Raw genomic sequence first — 16965 nt, forward strand, 5'->3', positions numbered from 1 at the left:
CTCTGTTCAATCAAGCGAACAACACTTTCGCCACGTCGGCATAGCGCTTGGCGAAATGCACAGTCAGCCCTTCACGTAGATAGTCCGGCAGCTCTTCGAAGTCGCCGCGGTTGGCCTCTGGCAGGATCAGTTCGAAGATCTTCTGTCGCCGTGCGGCGATTACCTTCTCACGGACCCCACCAATCGGTAGCACCTGCCCGGTGAGTGTCAGTTCACCGGTCATGGCCACGCCTTTTTTCGGCGCCTGGTCCCGGGCGAGCGATAACAGGGCGCTTGCCATGGTGATGCCGGCGCTCGGCCCATCCTTGGGCGTGGCGCCCTCGGGTACGTGCAAGTGGATGAAGGCTTCGTTGAAAAAGCTCGGGTCGCCACCGTATTGCTTCAGGTTCGAGCTGACATAGCTGTAGGCGATCTCGGCCGATTCCTTCATCACATCGCCCAGCTTGCCGGTGAGCTTGAAGCCACGGTTGAGGGTATGGATACGGGTGGCTTCGATCGGTAAGGTGGCCCCGCCCATGCTGGTCCAGGCAAGGCCGGTGATCACGCCCTTGCCAGCGAGCACCTGCTCGCTGCGGAACACCGGCATACCGAGTGCCGCTTCCAAGTCCTTGGTGCCGATCTTGAGCTTGGCCTGCGGCGTCTCGAGCAGCTTGACCACTGCCTTGCGCACCAGTTTGCCCAGCTGTTTTTCCAGTTGGCGCACACCGGCCTCGCGTGCATACCCCTCGATCACCATGCGCAGAGCGCTGTCGCTGATGCTCAGGCTGGATTTGGCGACTCCGGCTTTGGCCAGTTGCTTGGGCCATAGATGGCGCTTGGCGATCGCCAGTTTCTCTTCGGTGATGTAGCCGGAGAGGCGGATCACTTCCATGCGGTCGAGCAGTGGGCCGGGGATCGAGTCCAAGGTGTTGGCGGTGCAAACGAACAGCACTTTGGACAAGTCCAGGCGCAGGTCCAGGTAGTGGTCGAGGAAGTCGACGTTCTGTTCGGGGTCGAGGGTTTCGAGCAGCGCCGAGGCCGGGTCGCCTTGGTAGCTCTGGCCCATCTTGTCGATCTCGTCGAGCATGATCACCGGGTTCATCACCTCGACGTCCTTCAGGGCCTGCACCAGCTTGCCCGGCTGGGCGCCGATATAGGTGCGTCGGTGGCCCTTGATCTCCGCCTCGTCGCGCATGCCGCCGACGCTGAAGCGGAAGAACGGCCGGCCGAGGCTTTCGGCGATGGACTTGCCGATACTGGTCTTGCCCACCCCGGGCGGGCCGACCAGCAGGACAATGGAGCCGCTGATTTCGCCTTTCCAGGCCCCAACGGCAAGGAACTCCAGGATCCGATCCTTGATGTCGTCCAGCCCGGCGTGATGCTGGTCGAGGACTTTGCGCGCATGGGTGAGGTCAAGCTTGTCTTGGCCGTAAATGCCCCAGGGCAGTGCGGTGGCCCAGTCCAGATAGTTGCGGGTGACGGCGTATTCCGGCGAACCGGTCTCGAGGATCGACAGCTTGTTCATTTCCTCGTCGATGCGCTTTTTCGCCTGCTCCGGCAGGGTCTTGCCTTCCAGGCGCTGCTGGAACTGCTCCAGGTCGGCGCTACGGTCGTCTTTGGTCAGGCCCAGCTCCTGCTGGATGACTTTGAGCTGTTCCTTGAGGAAGAACTCGCGCTGGTGTTCGCCAATCTGCCGGTTGACCTCGGCGGAGATCTCGTTTTGCAGACGCGCGACCTCGACCTCCTTGCGCAGCATCGGCAGGACTTTTTCCATGCGCTTGAGCATTGGCACACAGTCGAGCACTTCCTGCAGCTGCGCGCCGGTAGCCGAGGTCAGCGCGGCGGCGAAGTCGGTCAAGGGCGATGGGTCGTTTGGGCTGAAGCGGTTGAGGTAGTTCTTCAGCTCTTCGCTGTACAACGGATTGAGCGGCAACAGCTCCTTGATCGCATTGATCAGGGCCATGCCATAGGCCTTCACCTCGTCGGTGGGTTCGGCGGGTTGATGCGGGTAGTCCACTTCCACCAAGTAGGGCGGGCGATGGTGCTTGAGCCAGGTCCGGATGCGCACCCGGGTCAGGCCCTGGGCGACGAACTGCAGCTTGCCGTTCTCGCGGCTGGCGTGGTGGACCTTGACCAAGGTGCCGTACTGCGGCAGGGAAGAGGTGTCGAAATGACGATGGTCTTCTGGCGGCTCGTCCAGGAAGAACAGGGCCAGGGAGTGGTGCGGGGTCTTGGCGACCAGATCCAGGGTTTCTGCCCAAGGTTCTTCATTGACGATCACCGGCAGGACCTGGGCCGGGAAGAACGGGCGGTTGTGGATCGGGATCACATAGACCTTGTCCGGCAGTTGTTGGCCGGGCAGGGCAAGGTGGTGGCCGGGGGTGGCCTTGGCGTGGAGATGTTCGACTGTTTCGTGTTCGTCTGGATGGTCCGGTAGATCTTGCTGGTCGCTCATGGGGCACCTGCGCAAATGACTATGGTGCTTAGATGGGGCGGGGGGGGATGGGTTTCAAGCTTTGAGCTTCGAGCTGCAAGCTGCAAGAAAAAAGCGGGGCCTCGTAGGCCCCGCTTTCTTTTGTCGCTTGCCGCTTAGTCGGCGAGCTTGTAGGCGATGATGTAGTCGCCCATCTTGGTGCCCAGCGAGCCGTGGCCGCCGGCGGTGACCAGCACGTACTGCTTGCCATCCTTGCCGGTGTAGGTCATTGGCGTGGCTTGGCCACCCGCTGGCAGGCGGGCTTTCCACAGCTCCTTGCCGTTGTGCACGTCATAAGCGCGCAGGTACTGGTCCAGGGTGCCGCTGAGGAAGCCTACGCCACCTGCGGTGACGATCGAGCCACCCATGCTCGGTACGCCGACCGGCAGGCCGATCGGTACTGGAGTGCTGTCGCGGGTGGTGCCGTTCTTGTGCTTCCAGATCACCTTATTGGTGAACAGGTCGATCGCCGCGACGTAACCCCAGGCCGGCGCCTGGCACGGTACGCCCAAAGGCGACATGAATGGATGCATGATCACCGCGTAGGGCGCACCGGTGTTCGGTTGCACGCCGCTGGTCTCGCTCTCGCGCTTGCTGCCGGCGGCGACTTGCTCGCGGGGCACCATCTTCGAGACGAACGCCATGTAGTTCGGTGAGGTGAACAGCACCTGGCGAACTGGGTCGACCGACACGCTACCCCAGTTGAACACGCCAACGTTGCCTGGGTAGACCAGCGAGCCCTGCTCGGACGGCGGGGTGTACTGGCCCTCGTAGCGCAGGCTGCGGAACTGGATACGGCAGAGCATCTGATCGAACGGCGTTGCGCCCCACATGGCCTTTTCGGTCAGCTCGGGGCCGAGCAGGTTGAGGTCCGAACGTGCCTGGGTCGGTGCGGTGTGATCGCCTTTGACGGCGCCTTGGGGGACCGGAATCTCACGGATCGGCACGATCGGCGTGCCGTCGCGACGGTCTAGCACATACAGGCTGCCTTGCTTGGTTGGCACGATGACCGCGGGCTTGATGCCATCGTCGGTTTTCAGGTGCACCAGGGTCGGCTGGCTGCCCACGTCCATATCCCACAGGTCGTGGTGGGTGAACTGGTAGTTCCAGCGCACTTTGCCGGTGGCCAGGTCCAGGGCGACGATACCGGCGCTGTACTTCTCGGCGCCTGGAGTACGGTCGGCGCCCCACTGGTCGGGGGTCTGGTTGCCCAGCGGCAGGTAGATCATCCCCAGGTCTTCGTCGACGCTGGCGATCGACCACATGTTGGCCGAGTTGCGGCTGTAGGTCTGGCCGGCGGTGAGTGGCTTGGTGTCCTCTGGGTTGTTGCTGTCCCAGTTCCACACCAGGTGGCCGTCGTGCACGTCGTACGCGCGGATCACGCCGGACGGCTCATTGGTCGACTCGTTGTCGGTGACGTGACCGCCAATGATCACCAGCTCGCGGGTGACCGCCGCTGGCGAGGTGGAGTAGTACCCGCCGGCGGTGAAGGGCCCAAGGCCGGTGGTCAGGTCGATCACGCCCTGGTTGGCGAAGCCTTCGCAGACCTTGCCATTGTCGGCGTTGATGGCGATCAGGCGGGCGTCGGCGGTCGGCAGGTACAGGCGGCGCGGGCAGGTCTGGGCCACGATCTGGCCTGCGTCGGAGATCTTTGGCGCAGGCTTGCCGTCGCGGCTGACGTAGCGGTTTTCGTCATAGTACGAAACGCCGCGGCAGGTCATGTGGGCAAAGCCCTTGAGCGAGCCGGTAGGGCTCTTGATCTGCGGGTCGAAGCGCCAGATCTCGGCACCGGTGTCCGGATCCAAGGCCAGCAGCTTGCTGTGAGCGGTGCACGCATAGAGCATGCCGTTGACCTTCAGCGGCGTGTTCTGGTTGGTCAGCTCTACCGGATCGTCATCGGTCGGTAGGTCACCGGTGCGGATGCGCCAGGCTTCTTCCAGTCGGTAGGCATTCTGCGGGGTGATCTGGCGCAGCGGCGAGTAGCGGTCGCCGTGTTCTGTACGGCCGTAGGCCTGCCATTCGCCGTCCGGCATGTCGGGGGCTGCGCTGCCCATTTCGCTGTTGTCGCGATTGAGCGTGCCGAAGGTCTCGCCCGGGTGTGTGAACTGGCTGCCCAGGGCGCTGGCGCCGGCGGCGACCACCGCGACGCTGAGCAGCGCGGTGTTGATTTTCGATGACGGGCCGATCAGGGGACGACGTGCCCATGGCAGCAGCAGGACGACCCCGACGGCGAACCAGATCGCCAGACGTGGCACCAGTTGCCACCAGTCCAGGCCGACTTCCCACAGTGCCCAGATCGTGCTGCCCAACAGCACCAAGCCATACAGGCCCAAAGCGATACGGCGCATGGCCAGCAGGAGGATGCCGGACAGGGCAAAGCCAATGCCGGCGATAAGGTAGTACAGGGATCCTCCCAGCTGGCTCAGCTTGATGCCGCCTGCCAGCAGGGCCAGGCCCATCAGCAACAGCAGCACGCCCAGAAGGCGCGGTAGCCAGCGGGTTCCATTCTTGGCACCGTCAGTGCTCATCGTATGTTCTCCGTAGGTCGAAGGGGTGGGTTAGAAACTGCTCTGAATTTTCAGGCCGCCGATCAGGGCGGCGTCGACCTGCGACACACCGCCTGGATGGCGGATGTATTGCAGGTTGGGTCGTACGGTGAGCCAATCGGCCAGGTGAATGCCGTAGTAGAGCTCGGCGCTGTATTCGGTGTCTTGGACGGGCAGGTAGCCAGGGTTGTCGTAATCGTCCAGGCCGGCGGCCTGGTTGATGAGGCGGGCATTCTTGCGATAGCCGGGATTGACGTGCACGCGGGCGAGGGCGAAACCGATGTCGTCCTTGGCGCGGGCATCGAAGGGCCCTTTGTACACCACACCTGCCTGAACATAGTTGTCGATGGCATTGGTCTTCTTGTCGTGCATCGTGGCATTGGCGAACAGGCTCAAGCCGCGGGAGTGGTCCGAGGCCAGCGACGTCACTTGCTGCTGGGCTCCGAGCCAGAAGCCATGCTTGCTCGAGCTGCTGCGATAGGCCTGGCCGCTCAAGGCAGCCGGCTGGCCGTTGCTGTCCTTCAGAACATCCTGTGCCTTGGCATTACTGTAGTAGTAGCCAGCGCGATATTCCCCTTCAAAGCCATTGACCCGCGGGCTCCACACCAGTTCGATCGGCATGACCGCGCCCTGGGTACCGCTGCCGCTGAGCTTGAAGCCGTTACCGCTTTCAAGGTTCGAGGGGTTCTGTTCGAAGACGCCGACCTGGGCGTACAGCGAGTCGTTGAGGTTGTAGCGAACGCGCAGGGCCCACTGGCTGACGGGCCAGTTGTACCAGATGCCACCCACCCAGTTGCCCACCTGGGAGCCGCAGAAGGCCAGGTTCTGGAAGTCGCAAGGGAAGCTGTTGAAGTCCTCGCCTTCACCGAAGCGCCCGAATTTCACATCCAGGGCGCCATCGAAGTACTTCTGCTTGATCCACATCTGCGTCAGCCGCCAGGTCTGGCCGCGGCCCCAGACTTCCTGGGCCGAGGTGAAGCCGCCGACCCGGGGGTCGTTGATCCGGTCGTTGCTGATGTTCTGGCCATGGCGTTCGGTGATCGCCAGCTTGAACTCGGCATCCTGCCAGCCAAGGATCTTTTCCAGATCAAGGTGGCTGGCGAAGGTGAACTGGTCGCTGTAGCGCGCGGTACGGTCGTGGTCATAGCCGCCGTGCAGGTTGCTGCCCATCTCGCCGGTGTAGCCGAGGGTGAAGTCGTAGCCTTTTTCCAGCAATTCGGTGCGGGTGCCACCCCAGTCGCCAAGCATCCACGGGGAGTCGCTGGCGAACAGCTCATGGGCTGCGCTGGTGGACGACAACCCGCCCAGAACAGTGGCGAGGGCGAAGCTGGAAAAACGGGTTTTGGGCAGTTGGAGCATGAGATAGCGCTATCTTTTGATTATTGAAAAAACGGCAAGCGCATCGAAGGGCGGGCCCTTCAATGGAGATGGCTGCAAGGTTCGTGGATGAAGCGTTTCAGCGTGCGGCGTGGAGGATATAGGGGAAGTTGTAAGAAAAAAAGACAAATTGTCGCAGCGGATTGTTGCTCAGAGAGTAATAGTTGGGGCAGTTGGGCAGCCTTTTGTAGGCTTCGCCAGCTCCCGCGCCACTGAGGGAACTGGCTTGTCCTGGCTCCGGACCATCGCGATTGGGCCCATGGCGCCGCCAGAATGCTTAGAACGAGGTACGCAATCCCACCTGTACACTGCGTCCAGGCGCTGGTGCGATGTCTCGCAGGATCGAACTGGCATAACGCACGGTCTGGTCGGTCAGGTTTTCTCCGCGCACGAATACCAGCCAGTCGCTCTGACCGATATCGAAGCGGTAGCCCAGACTGGCGCCGAGGGTGGTGTAGCCGTCGGTACTGGTCTCGTTGGCGGGTTTGCGGTGCTGCGAGGCCGCGTGCTGCACGTCGACCCGCGCTTGCCAGCGATCCCGTTCCCAGAGCAAACCGCTGTTCAGGCGTAGCGGCGCGATACGCGGCAGAGGCTCGCCACTGTCAAGGTTCTTGGCGCGGGTGTAATCGCCTGAGAGCTCCAGTGCGAAGCTGCCGTAGCGGTTTTCGGCCAACTGCCAGCGGTCTTGGGCTTCGATGCCATAGAACCGGGCGCGCACGCCTTGGTACAGGTATTCGGGCAGTTCGCCATGATCGTGATCGTGATCATCATGATCGTGGTGGTGGCCTTCGCGCAGGTTGCCGGTGCCGATCAGGCCGATGTAGTTGCGAAAATGGCTGTAGAACACGCCCACGCTGCCCTTGTGGGTGCCATTGTCGAAGCGCAGGGCCAGGTCGGTGGAAACGGCTTTTTCCTTGTTCAGGTTCGGGTCGCCCACTTCGAAGGCGCCCGTGGCTACGTGTGCGCCGTTGGCGTACAACTCGTAGAAGGTCGGGGCGCGCTCGGTGTAGGCGAGGTTCGCGGCCAGCGACCAGACCGGGTCGAGTTGGTACACCGCGCCGGACGAGAGACTTGCGGAAGTGAAGCTTTCCGAGTTGTCGGCACTGGCAAAGGTGGCGTTGCCCTTGGCATCCGGATCGATGCGGGTGTGTTCCAGACGCGCGCCGAGGCTCAGGTTCAAGCGCTCGCTGGTCTGCCATTGTTCGAGCATGAACAGCGCCAGGCTGTCGGTGTCGGTGTGGGGGACGAACGCTTCCTCGCCCAGGGCGGAGAATTCGTTGCGGCTGATTTGCGCGCCCAGGACGCCCTCGACGGGGCCGAAGGGCTGGTGGCGTGCTTCGACCCGCGCCTCGTAGCCTTTGTTCTTGAACGTGGTGTGAACTTCGCCGCTTTCGATCTCGCGGTGCTGGTAATCGGTGTAGCCCGCATCGACTTTGATCGAGCTGAACGGGCCTTCGAGGTCGCGCAGCTCGCTGGCAAAACCATAGTGATCTTGCTGCATGTCCAGGCGGACCCCGGGCTCTGCGACCGAGCCGTAGTTACTGTCGTAGCGACTGTAAGAAAGGCCGGTGTAGCCCCGGTCCCAATGGTACGCACCGCCGATGGCGCCGCCATCCTGGCGTCCGTCGCTATTTTCCAGTCGATGACGGCTGCCGGGCTCATCGCTGTCGCGCACTTTCGAGCTGCGGGCATAGCCTGGGATACGCAGGTCGTTGAACTGGCGGCTGTTGGCGTCCAGGTGCAAGGCGAAAGCCCCATTGCCGGCCTCCAGCTTGCCGGCGCTGCTGCGGGTGGTGTCGGCGCCGCCGTAGCGCAGCTCGCCGGCGCCGTGGATCCCCTCGATGGGCGAGTCGGGAATGCGGTTGTCGAAGGTGTTGACCACACCGCCGATGGCATTGCCGCCATAGAGCAGGGCGGCCGGGCCGCGGACGATTTCGATGCGTTCGACGTTGACCGGATCCAGCGGGACGGCGTGGTCATAGGACAGCGATGAAGCATCCAGTGCGCCCACGCCGTTGCGCAGGATGCGGATCCGGTCGCCATCCAGGCCGCGGATCACCGGGCGACTAGCGCCGGGGCCGAACCAGGTCGAAGCGACGCCGGGCTGTTTGTTGAGGGTCTCGCCCAGGCTGCCTTGCTGTTGATGCAGCAGGTCGTCGCCTTGTAGCACCGTGTTGGGCGCGGCGAATTGGCGATTGCCCAAGGGGTTGGCGGTGATGACCTGAGGTTCTAGTTCCACGGCCTGGCTGGGCATGGAGGCCAGCCAGAGGGCGACAGCGAGGGGGGAGAGGCGCAGGGACATGTGACGCATGGGGGTGTGACGTTCCTTGGCAGAGAGCTTTATTGTTACAATATAACATCTCTATTGCAGCACAAGGGTTCACGCTTTGGCCAGTGCTTCGTGCAAATGCGACTCGCAACGCCGAATCAGCGCCGCCTGTCACTACACTCGTGTAAGGTGCGCATCTTTACCCGCGGGAGCACAGGCATGAGCACGGCCCAACACAACGCGCTGCACGGCAAGACGCTGGAGCAGATCCTCACCGAGCTGGTGGCCCACTACCAATGGCAAGGCCTGGCCGAGCGCATCGACATTCGTTGCTTCAAGAGCAACCCGACCATCAAGTCGAGCCTGACCTTCCTGCGCAAGACGCCCTGGGCGCGGGAGAAGGTCGAGCAGCTCTACGTGAAACTCCAGCGGGCTGGCTGATGCCGCGTCATCCCTGGCTGACTTTCGCCGCGTGGCTCGGCTGGACGGGCCTGGCGATACAGGTCTACCTGGTGCTGTGGGCCCGCTGGGAGGAGCAGGCTAGCCTGATCGGCGGTCTGGTGAATGTGTTTGGTTACTTCACGGTGCTGACCAATACCCTGGTCGCGACAGTGCTTAGCTATGCGGCGTTTGGCCGGGCGTCGAGTGCGCAGCGGTTCTTCCTTTCGCCCGTGGTGGGTTCCGGCATCACCGCGAGCATCGTGCTGGTCGCGCTCGCCTATAGCGTGCTGCTGCGCCATCTGTGGCAACCCCAGGGCTGGCAATGGGTGGCCGATGAATTGCTGCACGATGTGATGCCGCTGGTATGCGTGCTGTATTGGTGGCGTGAGGTGCCCAAGGGCAGCTTGCGGCTGTGGCACTTGGCGGCGTGGACCCTGTACCCAGCAATGTATTTTGCCTATGCCTTGTGGCGGGGGCGGGAAATCGGCGTTTATGCGTACCCGTTCATCGATGTCGCGACTCTTGGCTATGGGCAGGTGCTGCTCAATGCCTTGGGCGTGCTTGTGGGATTCTGGGGGATCGGGTTGGTGTTGGTCGGGGTGGATCGCTGGCGGGGGCGTCGGTTGACGCAGGCCTATTGAGGCAGTGTCGGCCCGTTCGCGCGTAACCCTGCTCCCACAGGTACAGCGGTGTTCCCTATAGCACCGAAGTACCTGCGCAACCGGGTTTACCTGCGAAGAGGACGCTACAGAGCAAGCCAGTTGTACCTGCAATGCATGAGCTGCAGAACATCATTCGTCATCGACACTGCCGTCCTGGCGCCAGTAGGCCGCAGCTTTCAGCGCATCGTCCTTCACACCTTTTTCCAGCAGCAATGCCTTGGCCTGGCGGGTCAGGGTCTTTTCCAACGCAACCCAGGCGTACAGCGCACCGGGCGGCAGCGCCAGTTGCTCGAGCATGGCCAACAGGTCGTCCTGGTGGCGATGCACCCAGATCACCTCGACGTGCGCCTTGCTCGGCAATGGCTGCTGCTCCTGCTCGTCTTCGATCTGGATCAGCGCCAGCACCCGGCGGCCAGCAGGCAATTCTTCGAGACGTCGACCGATGGCGGGGATCGCGGTTTCGTCGCCAATCAGCAGGTAGCTGTCGAATAGGTCCGGCACCACCATCGAGGCGCGTGGGCCGGCGATGTCCAGGGTTTGGCCCGGTGCAGCCTGCGCCGCCCAGGTGGACGCCGGGCCATCGCCGTGCAGCACGAAATCGATATCCAATTCATTGGCCACCAGGTCGATGCGTCGGGGCGTGTACTCGCGCATGGTCGGACGAGCGCCACCATCGCGACCGAGATTGCGGGCGTCGATGGCCTGTTGCTCTTCGGGGGAGAGGGCGAACAGCAGCTTGATGTGATCATCGCTGCCCATGCTGGTGAAGCCTTGCAGTTCTGGGCCGCCCAAGGTGATGCGGCGCATGCGCGGGGTCAGGTCGGTGACCCGCAGCACCTGCAGGCGGCGTTGGCGGATTTCATGGTTGACGCGATGGATGGTATCGCTCATGGGGTGTTCTCCGTAACAGCCTCGGTGGGGCCTGAGGCGATGGCCTTGGCAGTGTCGTTGAGCAGGGTGCGTACCCGCTCGATCTCCTCGAGCGTCCAGCGACCGCTATGCATGTGCAGGGCGTGACGCAGGTTACCGACTGCTTCGTGGATCTCTGGCGGGCGATCGTGCCCACGCAGGGCGCGTTTGCTGACTTCGATGCGCATACGCACGCCATCGAGCGCCACCGCCTGCTCGGCCAAGGCCTCACGCCCCGCTTCGGTGATGACGTAGAGGCGCTTGCTGCCCTGGACCTGGCCGGTGATCAGCTCGGCTTCTTCGAGAAAATTCAGGGTCGGGTAGATGACCCCCGGGCTTGGGGTATAGCTGCCGTCGAACAGGCTTTCGATCTGGCGGATCAGGTCATAACCGTGACCGGGCTGCTCGGCCAGCATCGACAGCATCAACAGCTTCAGATCGCCAGGGGCGAAGACCCGCGGGCCACGCTCGCCCCGGGCGGGGCGGCGTTCGAAGGGGTCGTGTGGGACGTGGTCGCGCATGGAGAGACGGCTCCGTGTGTTTCGATATATCGAAAGATATTACTCAAGATATATCTAAACACAAGCGCCAAAATGCGGATGATTCTTATCTGTATTTTCGATGAGTCGTTGCATCACGGCGTATGCATCGCCACCTCCGGGGCCTTGCATTCGGTGGCGCTGCCCGGCTCCAGATACGGCATGAGAATCGGCGCCATCCCCTTGAGCACCTGCACCGGCAAGGCCGAGGTAAACGTGAACGCCTCGGCCGAACGCCCCGGGACGAAGGCGGTCAGGGTGCCGAAGTGGTTCTCGCCGAGGAAGAACACGAACGTGGCGGTACGGTTGAGCGAGCGCGAACCGATCAGGCGGCCCCCAGCACCGAAGCTTTCGATGCGGTTGTCGCCGGTGCCGGTCTTGCCGCCCATCACCAGCGACGTGCCGTCATGCAGCTTGAAGCTGCCGGAGATCCGCCGCGCTGTGCCGGCATCCACCACCTGCGACATCGCGCCCTTCAGGGCCCTGGCCACTTCCACCGGAAGGATCCGCTGGCCGCGGTCCGGGTCGCTGATCAGCTTGGTTTCGTAGGGGGTGTTGGCGGCAAAGTGAAGGGTGTCGATGCGCAAGGTCGGCAGGCGAACGCCGTCGTTCTGGATGATCCCGACCAGCTCGGAGAGTGCGGCCGGGCGATCACCGGAACTGCCAATGGCGGTGGCCAGCGACGGCACCAGATGATCGAACGGATAGCCCACGCGCTTCCAGCGTTGGTGAATATCCAGGAAGGCTTCGATCTCGACCATGGTCCGGATGCGGCTGTCGCGGGCGCCCTGATGGCGGCTCTTGAACAGCCAGCTGTAGACCTCCTGGCGCTCGAATCGGCTGGCGTTGACCATCTCGGTGAGCGAGGCACCGGGGTTCTTGAGCAGATAGCCCAGCAGCCACAGGTCCAACGGGTGCACTTTGGCGATGTAGCCCTGATCGGGCAGGTCGTACTTGCCGGGCCCATAGGCCTCGTACATCTCCGACAGACGACCATCGGTGAGCTTGGCCAGAGCCTTCTTGTCGTTGGCGCTATGGGCGCGGACGAAGGCGTTGAAGGTTTCCTGTCCGGCCTCCGGGAACAGGTAGCGGTGCACGGCGGCCAGGCGCTGCGGGGTGACGCGCATGCTGTCGAGGAAGGTGTCCAGGCGCTGCTGGGAGGTCTTGCGCTGGTACTTTTTCCAGAACCGCATCAGGTAGTTGGTGCCTTCTTTGTCGGCAAAACGCGCCAGGTATTCCTGGCGCCGTGGGTCGGAATCGTCCTTGAGCAGCGGCTCGCGGTTGAACGGCTGCTGATAGGTGACATAGCGCACCAAGTCGCGCATCAGGCGGATGAACGGCAGGTTGATCGACTCGCGCAGGGCGATCTTGAGGGTCGGGTTTCGGCTGTTGTCTTCCTTGCGGAAGTTGTTGAACACGTGCATGCCGCCGCCGGTGAAGAAGGCTTCGCCGGTGTTGGCCGAGTACTTGCGCTCCAGTGCTGCGTCGAGCATGGCATCCAGGCTCTGGTCCTTGGGGTTCTGCATCAGCCATTCGAGCGACCATTGAGTGATGCGGTCGAGCTCGGCCACCGGGACCTTCTTGAGCTCCGCGGCAGGCTTGCCGGCGTACTTGTCGTGGAGTTCGGCGATGATTTCCAGGTAGGTGGTCAGTACCCGCAGCTTGGCTGTGGAGCCCAACTCCAGCTTGCTGCCTTCGTTGATATCGAAGGGCTGGTCGGTGCTGTCGGTCTGCACCCGTACCCGGGAGCCATCGGCGGTGCGCTCGAACAAGGTGAAGCTGTAGCGCACCTGGTCGGTGGTTTTGGTCGTGAGCAGGCGTTCGCCGATCAGGCCCATCTGGGCTGCGAACTCAGGGTCGGAAAGGTTTTTCAGGTACTGGCTGACCTGCATTTGCAAGTCGGCCTGCAAGGTGCTGGTGGCCGAGACGTCGAGACGGTCGAGGTCGTAAAGCGGCCGGTTGAGCATGGCTGCCAGGCGGTTGCGGGCCAGGCTGATACCCTTGTTGGTGATGATCGGCACGATGGTCGGCTGGGCCACCCAGTCGCGGTACACCGCCTTGCTGGCCAAGGCGGCATCGGCCAGGGGACGGTCGATCACACCGTTGGCGGCGAGCACGCGAATGTGCGCGTCAGTGAGCTCGGCCAGCTCCACCCGGCCCTTGGTCAGGTAATGGGAGGGCCGGCGCTGGGCGATCATCAACGACAGTACCTGGCGCAAGGCCAGGCCGCGCGCTGCCATGGAGTCCGGGTCGGTGGCGGTACCGGCCAGCGCCTGGTTGACCTGGTCGAAATCGGCGCCATACCAGACCCGCAGCCCTTCGGCCATGCCGTGGACCTCACCGTGGCCCGGCACCGCCGACAGCGGCACGCTGTTGAGGTAGTCGCGCACGATGCGTTCACGCGCCACCGTGGTATCCGGCCCGCCTTGGTAGGCGCGCACGCTGGCGGAAATCATCTGGCGGATCTTCTCGGAGCCGGACACGGTCAAGCCGTCGGGGGAGTGGCGATACTTTTCCAACTGCGTGGCCAAGGTACTGCCGCCAGCCGACTGGCCGGGCAGGGCAAGGTACTTGGCCACCTGGCTGTAGGCGGCCTTGGCAAAGCGCGGCCAGTCCACCGCCGGGTTATTGCGTGGGTCTTGCGGGTCGAGCAGGTCGCGGTTTTCGATGAACAGCAGGCTTTTGACGATGATCGGCGGGATCGAGGCGAAATCCGGGTACAGGTGCTGCGGGTAGTTGTAGTGGTACAGATCCTGGCCGCGGCAGTCGGTAATCGACAGGCCGGCCTGGATCTTCTCCACGTAGGGAACGAACAGGCCGTGCTCGACGTAGTTCATCAGCGCCGGCGAGAAGCGCACTTGCTGGCTGATCAGGTAGTCGCGCTTGAGCAGTCGTGGCAGGAACTCGCCCAGTGCGCTGTAGCCCAGACGCTTGTCGAACGGGCCGTCGCCCGGGTAGATGATCGCATCGCTCGGGCCAGGCTCCAGGGAGTAGGCGAGGGTGCCGGCCAGACGGCTGAATTCCCTGGATTGCAGCTTGGAGGTGCGCATTTCGTCGTAGGCGGCGAAGCCGATGACGATGGCAGCGAGCAGCACGATGAGCACGATGAGCCGCCACCATAGGCGACGCTGGCGGGGAGTCTTTGGTAGTGGCGCTTCAGCCGGAGAGGTTTCGGGTGCTTCCGTTCTGGTTGGTTCCGATTGCCACAGTGCGCCCATAGTCTTCAATCCGGCCAGGTACTTTTCGTCTTGCTTGTCTGAAGCTTAGACGTTAGGCGGGGTTGGTGAAAAAATTGTAAGAAGCCTCGCAAGCTGGAGTCGGAATATCCGCCTTTGGTGCAGCTTCCATTCTGCGGCAATGTTGCTATGGTAGCCGCCCCATTCTCCTCGAGAGGGGGGCGAGAGGGATTTCTCTCTTCCGCGAAAGGGATTTTGGTCCAGAACTCTCTCCAAATTTCCCTGTTTATATAGTGAAAAGCCCTGCGGGCGGATTCCTATACTGCTCGACCCCTTCGTCCGCCGGATTCGGTGGACAGGCGGGCCCACAAGGCTCACTTGGCAAGACGACGCCACGCCCATCGGCATGGCCGGCGCTGCACGAAGGTCATATCCAATAACAAAATGAGGTTGTATTGCTATGCCAGTCGGCAACCACCCTGCCCATGGTGAGACCGCCCAGGGCGGCCCACTCAAGCGCGAGCTGGGCGAACGGCACATCCGTCTGATGGCGCTGGGCGCCTGTATCGGTGTAGGCCTGTTCCTCGGTTCGGCCAAGGCCATCGAAATGGCCGGTCCTGCGATCATGCTTTCCTACATCATCGGTGGCCTGGCCATCCTGGTGATCATGCGCGCGCTCGGCGAAATGGCCGTTCACAACCCTGTCGCCGGCTCCTTCAGTCGCTATGCCCAGGATTACCTCGGCCCGCTGGCGGGCTTCTTGACCGGCTGGAACTACTGGTTCCTGTGGCTGGTAACCTGCGTGGCGGAAATCACGGCCGTGGCCATCTACATGGGCATCTGGTTCCCTGACGTACCCCGCTGGATCTGGGCCTTGGCAGCACTGGGCAGCATGGGGGCGATCAACCTGATCGCGGTCAAGGCGTTCGGCGAGTTCGAGTTCTGGTTTGCCCTGATCAAGATCGTCACGATCGTTGCCATGGTCCTGGGCGGCATCGGCATCATCGCCTTCGGCTTCGGCAACGATGGCGTGGCGATGGGCATCTCCAACCTGTGGAGCAACGGCGGCTTCATGCCCAACGGTGTGACCGGCGTGCTGATGTCGCTGCAGATGGTCATGTTCGCCTACCTGGGCGTCGAGATGATCGGCCTGACTGCCGGTGAAGCACGCAACCCGCAAAAGACCATTCCCCAAGCCATCGGCTCGGTGTTCTGGCGCATCCTGCTGTTCTATGTGGGCGCATTGTTCGTGATCCTGTCGATCTACCCGTGGAACGAAATCGGCAGCCAAGGCAGCCCGTTCGTGATGACCTTCGAGCGTCTGGGCATCAAGACTGCCGCTGGCATCATCAACTTCGTGGTGATCACTGCGGCGTTGTCCTCCTGTAACGGCGGCATCTTCAGCACTGGGCGCATGCTCTACAGCCTGGCGCAAAATGGTCAGGCTCCTGCGGCTTTCGCCCGTACCTCCAAGAGCGGCGTGCCGCGTAATGCGCTGCTGTTGTCGATCGGCGCGTTGCTGCTGGGCGTGCTGGCCAACTACCTGGTACCTGAGAAGGTGTTCGTCTGGGTGACTTCGATCGCCACCTTCGGTGCGATCTGGACCTGGGTGATGATCCTGCTGGCCCAGCTCAAGTTCCGCGCCGGTCTCTCCACCGCTGAGCGTCAGGGTCTGAAGTACCGCATGTGGCTGTGGCCGCTGAGCTCCTACCTGGCCTTGGCCTTCCTGGTGCTGGTGGTCGGCCTGATGGCCTACTTCGAGGACACTCGCGTGGCCCTGTACATCGGCCCGGCGTTCCTGGTGTTGCTGACCGTGCTGTACTACGCGTTCCGCCTGGCTCCGAAAGAGACGCAGGGCGTGACAAGTACCGCCTCCTGACGAACGAAGCCCCGGCCAGCGCCGGGGCTTTGTTTTTCGACCGTGCTGAGCGTCAATGACCTGTGGAACTGACCGTTGCCCTGTTGCTGGCTGGCAAACGCGCACGCCGCTGACGGCGAAGCAGACCTTCTGCCAATACCATCAGGCTCACGCCCAGCAGCGCCAGATCCTTGATCAGAAAGCTGCCGGCGCGGTTGAGCCAAGGGAAACCACCTGACGCGACCTCCCAGATCGGCACGGCAAGCATGATCGACAGCGTCGTGGCGAAGGTGAGCGCGCAAAGCCCTCCACCGGCAATGGCGGCTTTGGTCGACCATCGGCTGGCCAAGACCAGCACGGCGGCCAATATTTCCACTACCCCCAGCACGTAGGATGTCCCTGCCACGCCAAACACGGCATACAACCAGCTCAGCCAAGGTGTCTGGCTGATGAGCGGTTTGAGGGCTTGTACTTCGATCGATGTGAATTTGAGCAGGCCGATCATCAACATCGGCATGACAACGCCCAGCACGGCGATCTGCCTGGCGAGCGCCAGCAGGCGCTGAGACCTGGAGACCGAGCAGGTTTCTGGAAAGTTTGGATTGTTGGTCGACGACATGATGTGCACTCCTGAATGAGAGGCATCGAGCATGTCGGGTATTGATTAACGACTATTTAATGGGTGGGTAGGAGGCGGCTCGGCGCATTGTAGGACATTGCTCTAAATCACCCGATG

Annotated in this window: 11 protein-coding genes; 3 read left to right on the top strand and 8 right to left on the bottom strand. The window is 62.6% G+C overall.

Going from position 1 to position 16965, the window contains the following annotated elements; all coding sequences use genetic code 11:
* Positions 1-10 precede the first annotated feature (10 nt).
* From lon to BLS27_RS12520, 4 genes are all read right to left on the bottom strand, one after another.
* Positions 11-2434, bottom strand: coding sequence for an endopeptidase La (gene lon / locus BLS27_RS12505; RefSeq protein ID WP_090345011.1), 2424 nt, complete (start codon positions 2432-2434; stop codon positions 11-13).
* A gap of 134 nt (positions 2435-2568) precedes the next feature.
* Complete coding sequence (locus BLS27_RS12510; protein WP_090345013.1) at positions 2569-4980, bottom strand: glucose/quinate/shikimate family membrane-bound PQQ-dependent dehydrogenase; 2412 nt, start codon at positions 4978-4980, stop codon at positions 2569-2571.
* A gap of 30 nt (positions 4981-5010) precedes the next feature.
* A complete protein-coding gene (locus BLS27_RS12515; RefSeq protein WP_043206487.1) occupies positions 5011-6357 on the bottom strand; it encodes a carbohydrate porin in 1347 nt (448 codons plus the stop codon).
* A 295-nt stretch (positions 6358-6652) separates the two neighbouring features.
* Positions 6653-8686: a TonB-dependent receptor gene (locus BLS27_RS12520; protein ID WP_090345015.1), complete on the bottom strand. Its 2034-nt coding sequence runs from the start codon at positions 8684-8686 to the stop codon at positions 6653-6655.
* 177 nt (positions 8687-8863) lie between these two features.
* Here BLS27_RS12520 and BLS27_RS12525 point away from each other — a divergent pair, with 177 nt between their 5' ends.
* Entirely contained in the window at positions 8864-9085 is a 222-nt protein-coding gene (locus BLS27_RS12525) for a VF530 family protein (RefSeq protein WP_043206489.1), read from the top strand.
* Complete coding sequence (locus BLS27_RS12530) at positions 9085-9726, top strand: Pr6Pr family membrane protein (RefSeq protein ID WP_043206490.1); 642 nt, start codon at positions 9085-9087, stop codon at positions 9724-9726. The genes BLS27_RS12525 and BLS27_RS12530 overlap by 1 nt, the downstream gene beginning before the upstream one ends.
* 150 nt (positions 9727-9876) lie before the next feature.
* On the opposite strand, the gene BLS27_RS12535 is transcribed toward BLS27_RS12530, so the two are convergent.
* The 3 genes from BLS27_RS12535 to BLS27_RS12545 form a co-directional block, all read right to left on the bottom strand.
* Positions 9877-10638, bottom strand: coding sequence for a siderophore-interacting protein (locus BLS27_RS12535; RefSeq protein WP_043206491.1), 762 nt, complete (start codon positions 10636-10638; stop codon positions 9877-9879).
* Positions 10635-11177: a PadR family transcriptional regulator gene (locus BLS27_RS12540; protein WP_043206492.1), complete on the bottom strand. Its 543-nt coding sequence runs from the start codon at positions 11175-11177 to the stop codon at positions 10635-10637. The genes BLS27_RS12535 and BLS27_RS12540 overlap by 4 nt, the downstream gene beginning before the upstream one ends.
* Before the next feature lie 113 nt (positions 11178-11290).
* A complete protein-coding gene (locus BLS27_RS12545) occupies positions 11291-14413 on the bottom strand; it encodes a biosynthetic peptidoglycan transglycosylase (RefSeq protein ID WP_090345017.1) in 3123 nt (1040 codons plus the stop codon).
* A 418-nt stretch (positions 14414-14831) separates the two neighbouring features.
* Between BLS27_RS12545 and BLS27_RS12550 the strand changes: the two genes are divergently transcribed.
* A complete protein-coding gene (locus BLS27_RS12550) occupies positions 14832-16250 on the top strand; it encodes an amino acid permease (RefSeq protein ID WP_090345020.1) in 1419 nt (472 codons plus the stop codon).
* A 52-nt stretch (positions 16251-16302) separates the two neighbouring features.
* Here BLS27_RS12550 and BLS27_RS12555 read toward each other — a convergent pair whose 3' ends face one another.
* On the bottom strand, positions 16303-16848 hold the full coding sequence (locus tag BLS27_RS12555; RefSeq protein ID WP_090345022.1) for a DUF417 family protein: 546 nt from the start codon (positions 16846-16848) through the stop codon (positions 16303-16305).
* Between the last annotated feature and the right edge of the window lie 117 nt (positions 16849-16965).

The sequence above is a fragment of the Pseudomonas guariconensis genome (assembly GCF_900102675.1).
Lineage (GTDB): Bacteria > Pseudomonadota > Gammaproteobacteria > Pseudomonadales > Pseudomonadaceae > Aquipseudomonas > Aquipseudomonas guariconensis.

Coding starts and splice junctions, on each gene's coding strand:
- lon (WP_090345011.1), bottom strand. CDS start 2,434: ATGAGCGACCAGCAAGATCTACCGGACCATCCAGACGAACACGAAACA.
- BLS27_RS12550 (WP_090345020.1), top strand. CDS start 14,832: ATGCCAGTCGGCAACCACCCTGCCCATGGTGAGACCGCCCAGGGCGGC.
- BLS27_RS12535 (WP_043206491.1), bottom strand. CDS start 10,638: ATGAGCGATACCATCCATCGCGTCAACCATGAAATCCGCCAACGCCGC.
- BLS27_RS12540 (WP_043206492.1), bottom strand. CDS start 11,177: ATGCGCGACCACGTCCCACACGACCCCTTCGAACGCCGCCCCGCCCGG.
- BLS27_RS12555 (WP_090345022.1), bottom strand. CDS start 16,848: ATGTCGTCGACCAACAATCCAAACTTTCCAGAAACCTGCTCGGTCTCC.
- BLS27_RS12510 (WP_090345013.1), bottom strand. CDS start 4,980: ATGAGCACTGACGGTGCCAAGAATGGAACCCGCTGGCTACCGCGCCTT.
- BLS27_RS12545 (WP_090345017.1), bottom strand. CDS start 14,413: ATGGGCGCACTGTGGCAATCGGAACCAACCAGAACGGAAGCACCCGAA.
- BLS27_RS12520 (WP_090345015.1), bottom strand. CDS start 8,686: ATGCGTCACATGTCCCTGCGCCTCTCCCCCCTCGCTGTCGCCCTCTGG.
- BLS27_RS12530 (WP_043206490.1), top strand. CDS start 9,085: ATGCCGCGTCATCCCTGGCTGACTTTCGCCGCGTGGCTCGGCTGGACG.
- BLS27_RS12515 (WP_043206487.1), bottom strand. CDS start 6,357: ATGCTCCAACTGCCCAAAACCCGTTTTTCCAGCTTCGCCCTCGCCACT.
- BLS27_RS12525 (WP_043206489.1), top strand. CDS start 8,864: ATGAGCACGGCCCAACACAACGCGCTGCACGGCAAGACGCTGGAGCAG.